Here is a 1,159-nt window from a genome sequence, read left to right on the forward strand (position 1 = left end):
GGGCGACCAGCCCGCCCAGCGTGCCCGTCCCCCCCGTCACCAGAACCTGTCCCGAACCGCCGAACCGGGACGCCGGCTCCGCACCGACCGGAGCGGCAGGCGCGGCCACGAGACCCGGCGTGAGCACCTGTCCACCACGGACGGCAAGCTGGGGCGCGCCATCCGCCCGCAGGACCGAAGCCAGCCCGGCGGCGGGCTCGGGCGCGCCGTCGTCCAGGTCGATCAGCACAAACCGTCCCGGATCCTCGGCCTGCGCACTACCCACCAGACCCCAGACGGCAGCACCCGCCAGATCGGTGACGTCCTCACCCGCCACCGACACGGCCCCCCGCGTGGCGACGACCAGCCGCGCCCCGGCGTACCTGACCTCCGACGACCACCCCTGAAGAACAGCCAGGACCTCATGCAGGACGGGCCCCGCCGCCATCCCGGGCCCCCCTGCCCGCAACACCACGATCCCGGGCACCGGACCGTCCGGGCTGAGATCGGCCCACTCCCCCACCGGTGCAGACGGCCCCGAAAGGTGAACGGGGCTCCCATCGGCCCACACCCCAACCGGTGCAAACCGTCCCGAGGCCTGTACGGGGCTCCAGGCGAGCTGGAACAGGGACTCGTGGGCGGTGCTGCCTGGGCGGGCGGTGAGCAGGTCGCCGGTGAGGGGGAGCAGAGCCAGTGAACCGATGGTGGCGACCGGGCGGCCCGCCTGGTCGGCGAGGCGCAGTGTCACCTGGTCGGGGCCGGTCGGGGTCATTCGCAGCCGCAGCGCCGTGGCGCCCGAGGCGTGTACCTGGACGTCGGACCAGGCGAAGGGCAGGGTGACGCGGTCGGTGTCCGTGTCCAGGAGGGCGGTGACGTGCAGGGCGGCGTCCAGGGCGGCCGGGTGCAGGACGTACCGTCCGGCGTCGGACGGGTCGGGCAGCACGATCTCGGCGAACAGGTCGCCGTCCGCACGCCAGGCGGACCGCAGGCCCTGGAACACCGGGCCGTAGGCGAGCCGTTCGGAGTTCCGGGCGGTGTAGAAGCCGTCGAGCCCGATCGGCTCCGCGCCGGGCGGCGGCCACTCGGCCAGGTCGAAGTCCGGTTCCGCGGTGCTCGGCACGAGCAGGCCCTGGGCGTGGCGCGTCCACGCGCCCCCGCCCGCCGCGTCCTCGGGACGGCT

1 protein-coding gene is annotated in these 1,159 nt (G+C 74.9%); it reads right to left on the bottom strand.

Going from position 1 to position 1,159, the window contains the following annotated elements:
* Window positions 1–1,159 (bottom strand): polyketide synthase dehydratase domain-containing protein (locus ACYVE7_RS34370; RefSeq protein ID WP_460370794.1); only part of this gene is annotated, 1,159 nt, incomplete at both ends.

The organism is Actinocorallia lasiicapitis (assembly GCF_054778695.1).